Here is a 3841-nt window from a genome sequence, read left to right as displayed (position 1 = left end):
TAGTTGGAATTTGGGTACTTGGAACCCGCGTTACTTTCCGAAATGAACGTGTTATGATAAGCCGTGAGACCGGGCACCCCACCGTGAATTTTGAGCGCCCCTCCCTGCGGTACATTGTAGAGGATGTTCCTGATATAGTAGGCGGGGCCACCAAAAACCGGTTGGGCACTTATACCATTCTCGGCGGCGTTTACCCCCCTATTCCGCATGACGCGAACATTGTGTACACTGCCGTCCGCCTCGACAAAGTCATCGACCAAGAGGTGTAGATCATTGTTATAAATATCGATCGACACCGCTTTCAATTCCTGTTCCTTCTCCGGGGTACCATAGGTCGATACACCAATAGCATCGTGGAAAAAGGCAATGGAATTATGGGCAATCACGTGGCCGGAACCGTACACTTTGATGCCGTAGTAAGAATCCAACAGGTGCGTTCCGTACGGAATCAGCCCCTCCCGGTGAGCGTTCCAACCGTACAATCTATGACGATCATCGCGGCCAAGGATCACGTTATCCTGAATAAGAAAGTTTTTAGAACCGGCGAATTCTGTCACAACGCCTTCTCCGACATTCTCGAAACGACAGTTCCGTATGGTCAGATCGCTGGCTCCTGCCAAGCGTTTGCGGCCAGCATCGAAGACCCGGCCAGCATTCCTGAAGGTAAGCCCCTGAAAGATATGGTGTTCGGTGGCCATGACATTGAACAGAATAGCGGCACCAGCGCCATCGAAGATGACTTCCCCATCCCCGGCCGCCTCGATCACTATGGGGAGCTCCGCCGTACCTTTTGCCGTGAAAAAATACGTTCCATCGAAGGGTATATTATGCCAATCCGGGTAGTTGAGAAGTACACCCTGATAAAGTCCTCCATGTATTTTGATAATATCGCCGGGCTGCACCACATCTTCGGCCACCACGTTCCAATCACCCTTCGTGTTTTCGGAACCACCATAAGCAGAAACCAGCCCAGGGTAATTTGGCTCTTCTTTTACACCCGTATAATATTGGGAATAAACGTGCCTCACCCTTCCTCCGCGAGCAGCCTTAGGCTCGGCCCGAGTAGAAACACTGACGACTGTAACTGCTTCACCATCGACTCCATCAGGGTCTTCCAAAGTAAAGCGGGCCTCGTATTTGGTATCGGGCTTGACGTCTAAAATACTTCCAGAGAACATATGGGGAACGGTATAATCGATTCCAGCCCTTTCGATATGCTCTCCCCCAAGCCTTAGGAGAGGCATGCCCTTTTTCCATTCTTTGCCCGATCCCGCGATCCGATATTCGACTTTTACCGAGGCATTCCGGTTAGCGTCCCCATCGACATACCATTCGAACCCCAAATTTTCAAGGGTTGGCGGTTCAACGATAAATTTTTGGCCCTGAACCTTATTTTGGGCTTGGGAAAGTTGTGGGAAAAGAGAGAGTGCGATGAGAAATCCGCCGATGACATTTTTCATTTTGTTTGAAATACTAAACGTGTTAGGAGTTATGTTTAAATGACTTCTCTGCCTTGTTATTTTTTATCCTTTAATTTACCCCTCACGTTAGCCACCTCTTTTTCCTGAATGGCACCTGCATTATTTTCAAAATTCAACCTGATGTAGGAGGTTACTTTTGAAATGTCAGCATCGCTCAAAAAATTATATTTGGGCATCTCGCCATTGAAGTGCTTTCCATTTACGGTAATTGGCTCTTTCAGACCATTCAATAGTACCTTCAAAAGCCTTTTTTTATCTCCAATCACCCATTCAGATTTTCCCAGAGGAGGGTAACGGCTCCCATCTCCCATGCCATCTTTTTGATGACATGAAATGCAATAAAGATTATAGATTTTCTGGCCTTCATTTGCTATGTTTCTGGCCAGGTTGTCTTTGATCTTGTCGGGGGTCCTGAGGTGGGTTAGGGTTTTACGTTTTTCCATCTTTGCCAACTGATTCTTGCCAAAGTTTTCTTTACTCTCCTTATAGATGATTCGCCATATCTTTCCCGTAACACTATCGCTGATGTACAGGGAGCCGTCGGGACCCATGGCTATTCCCATTGGGCGATGAGCCGCATCAGAAGAACTTACAATCGTATCTTTCTCCGCAAATCCGTCCGCAAATACTTCCCAGGGGCCTGACGGCACACCATTTCTGAAAGGAACAAAACCAACAAAAAATCCTGATTGTGGGTACGGAGCGCGGCCAGCCGATCCCATAAAGGCAATAAAAGCGCCATTTTTGTAATGTTCAGGGAATTGACTCCCGGTGTAGAAGAATAGATCATTCGGTGCCCAATGTCCCGGAAAGCCCATTATCGGATTGGCGGGTTTAGCTACTTCTTTTGTCAAATCGTTGCCCTGGTATTCGGGCGACACCACTTTTTTATTTTGCAGTTGGTCGTAATAATAGTAAGGCCACCCACCGTTCATTCCCTCTTTCACTTCAAAAAATTCCTCAGACGGTAACATGGCACTTTCCCATTCCGAATATAGTGATGGCCAATGTTGATGCAGGTCGTCTCTGCCGTGTTCCAGGGCAAATAAAGTGTTTGTTTCGTGATTCCAATCCATCGCTATCCCGTCCCTCAGTCCGGTGGCATACCCGAGTCCGTCCTTTTGAGTTTGACCCAGTTTATTGGCATCGAATCTCCATATACCAGCGTGTTCGGCAAGTTCAGCACACAGATATTGGCCTGGGCTTTCGGGAGTTCTGTTATCTACCTGACAATTATTACTGATTGAGCCAAAATTGACGTACATGTGTCCATCGTCGTCAAAAGCGAGCGATTTGCCGATATGTTCGCTGATGTAATTATCGGTAAGTACCAGTTCTATTTTGCTTTCGGGTACTAGTTTGCCTGGGGTCAATTTCTGTCTATACACAGCACCCTTCGTGCTAAAATATATATGGCCACTGTATATTTTCATAGCAGTTGGGCCATAGCCGCTCTCCGCTTCATAGTCTCCAAAATAGGCGATATGATCAGCTTTTCCGTCGTTATCGCTGTCTCTGATAGCAGCATTGCCGGAGTCTTGCTTCGCGTAGGTGAGTTTTACGTAAATGTCCCCATTTTCATTCACGGCCAGATGCCTGGCGTGGCCAATATTGTCCGCGACAACCACCGCTTCAAACCCGTCGGGGAGGAAGAGACCGCCGTTATCGGCATCTCCTTTCGGGAGATTCGATTTTTGAACAGAGCCGGACAAGAAACCGCTCATTACAAAAATGCATAATAGTTCGTAAGGACACATTCTCGACAACTTCATTGCATCGCGTTTTCTCAGAAACTATTCAAAGTTGATTTTTGGGTTGAGCTACTGTCCTCACAAATAGTAAAGAGAATGCCAGTTAAGAGAAGCTGGCCCGGTTTCGGGCATCGGATCAGTAGTTGAAAACGGTCGGCTTCTTTTCTTGCCAAATTGATTTCGATTGTCGATTAGTAAACCCAAATCAGTAATATACCCGCCGTAGGTAAATTCATAGTGGGCTACGGTCTCCAATTACGATTTGAACGACTATTTCACGAAACACAAAAAAGAACAAAGCGCCGAACCACAACCGGAGTTAGTTTGCCACAGAAACTTATGAAGTCCTCAAAAAAAAAGTCTGGATCATTACTCAGCCTAGCTTTGGCCATAGCTGGTGGGCTACTCGTCGTTTTTCTGGTTTCGCTGAAACCACGCAGTGAAGCCCCCGCCCGGCCCAATGTCCTCTTCATCGCCGTGGACGACCTGCGACCTGAGTTGGGTTGTTATGGCGACGATTTGGTAAAATCTCCCAACATCGACCGCCTCGCGGCCAGCGGTTTGCTCTTCGAGCGGGCCTACTGCCAGCAAGCCGTTTGCTCGCCTTCG

3 protein-coding genes are annotated in these 3841 nt (G+C 47.5%); 1 reads left to right on the top strand and 2 read right to left on the bottom strand.

Going from position 1 to position 3841, the window contains the following annotated elements; all coding sequences use genetic code 11:
• Positions 1 to 1460: hypothetical protein (locus tag ACEW8P_RS13385; protein ID WP_373513580.1), on the bottom strand; the 1460-nt coding region annotated here is incomplete at its 3' end.
• A gap of 56 nt (positions 1461 to 1516) precedes the next feature.
• Positions 1517 to 3253 (bottom strand): PQQ-dependent sugar dehydrogenase, encoded by a 1737-nt coding sequence (locus ACEW8P_RS13380; RefSeq protein WP_373513579.1) that lies wholly within the window; start codon positions 3251 to 3253, stop codon positions 1517 to 1519.
• Between the two features lie 318 nt (positions 3254 to 3571).
• Between ACEW8P_RS13380 and ACEW8P_RS13375 the strand changes: the two genes are divergently transcribed.
• Positions 3572 to 3841: sulfatase-like hydrolase/transferase (locus tag ACEW8P_RS13375; protein ID WP_373513578.1), on the top strand; the 270-nt coding region annotated here is incomplete at its 3' end.

This window comes from Persicitalea sp. (assembly GCF_041751555.1).
Lineage (GTDB): Bacteria > Bacteroidota > Bacteroidia > Cytophagales > Spirosomataceae > Persicitalea.
The sequence above is the reverse complement of the archived record's forward strand: the minus strand, read 5'-3'. Positions and strand labels throughout refer to the sequence as shown.

What these genes read in the sequence shown, in the direction of transcription:
- ACEW8P_RS13380 (WP_373513579.1), bottom strand. Translation starts at nt 3,253, where the DNA reads ATGAAGTTGTCGAGAATGTGTCCTTACGAACTATTATGCATTTTTGTA.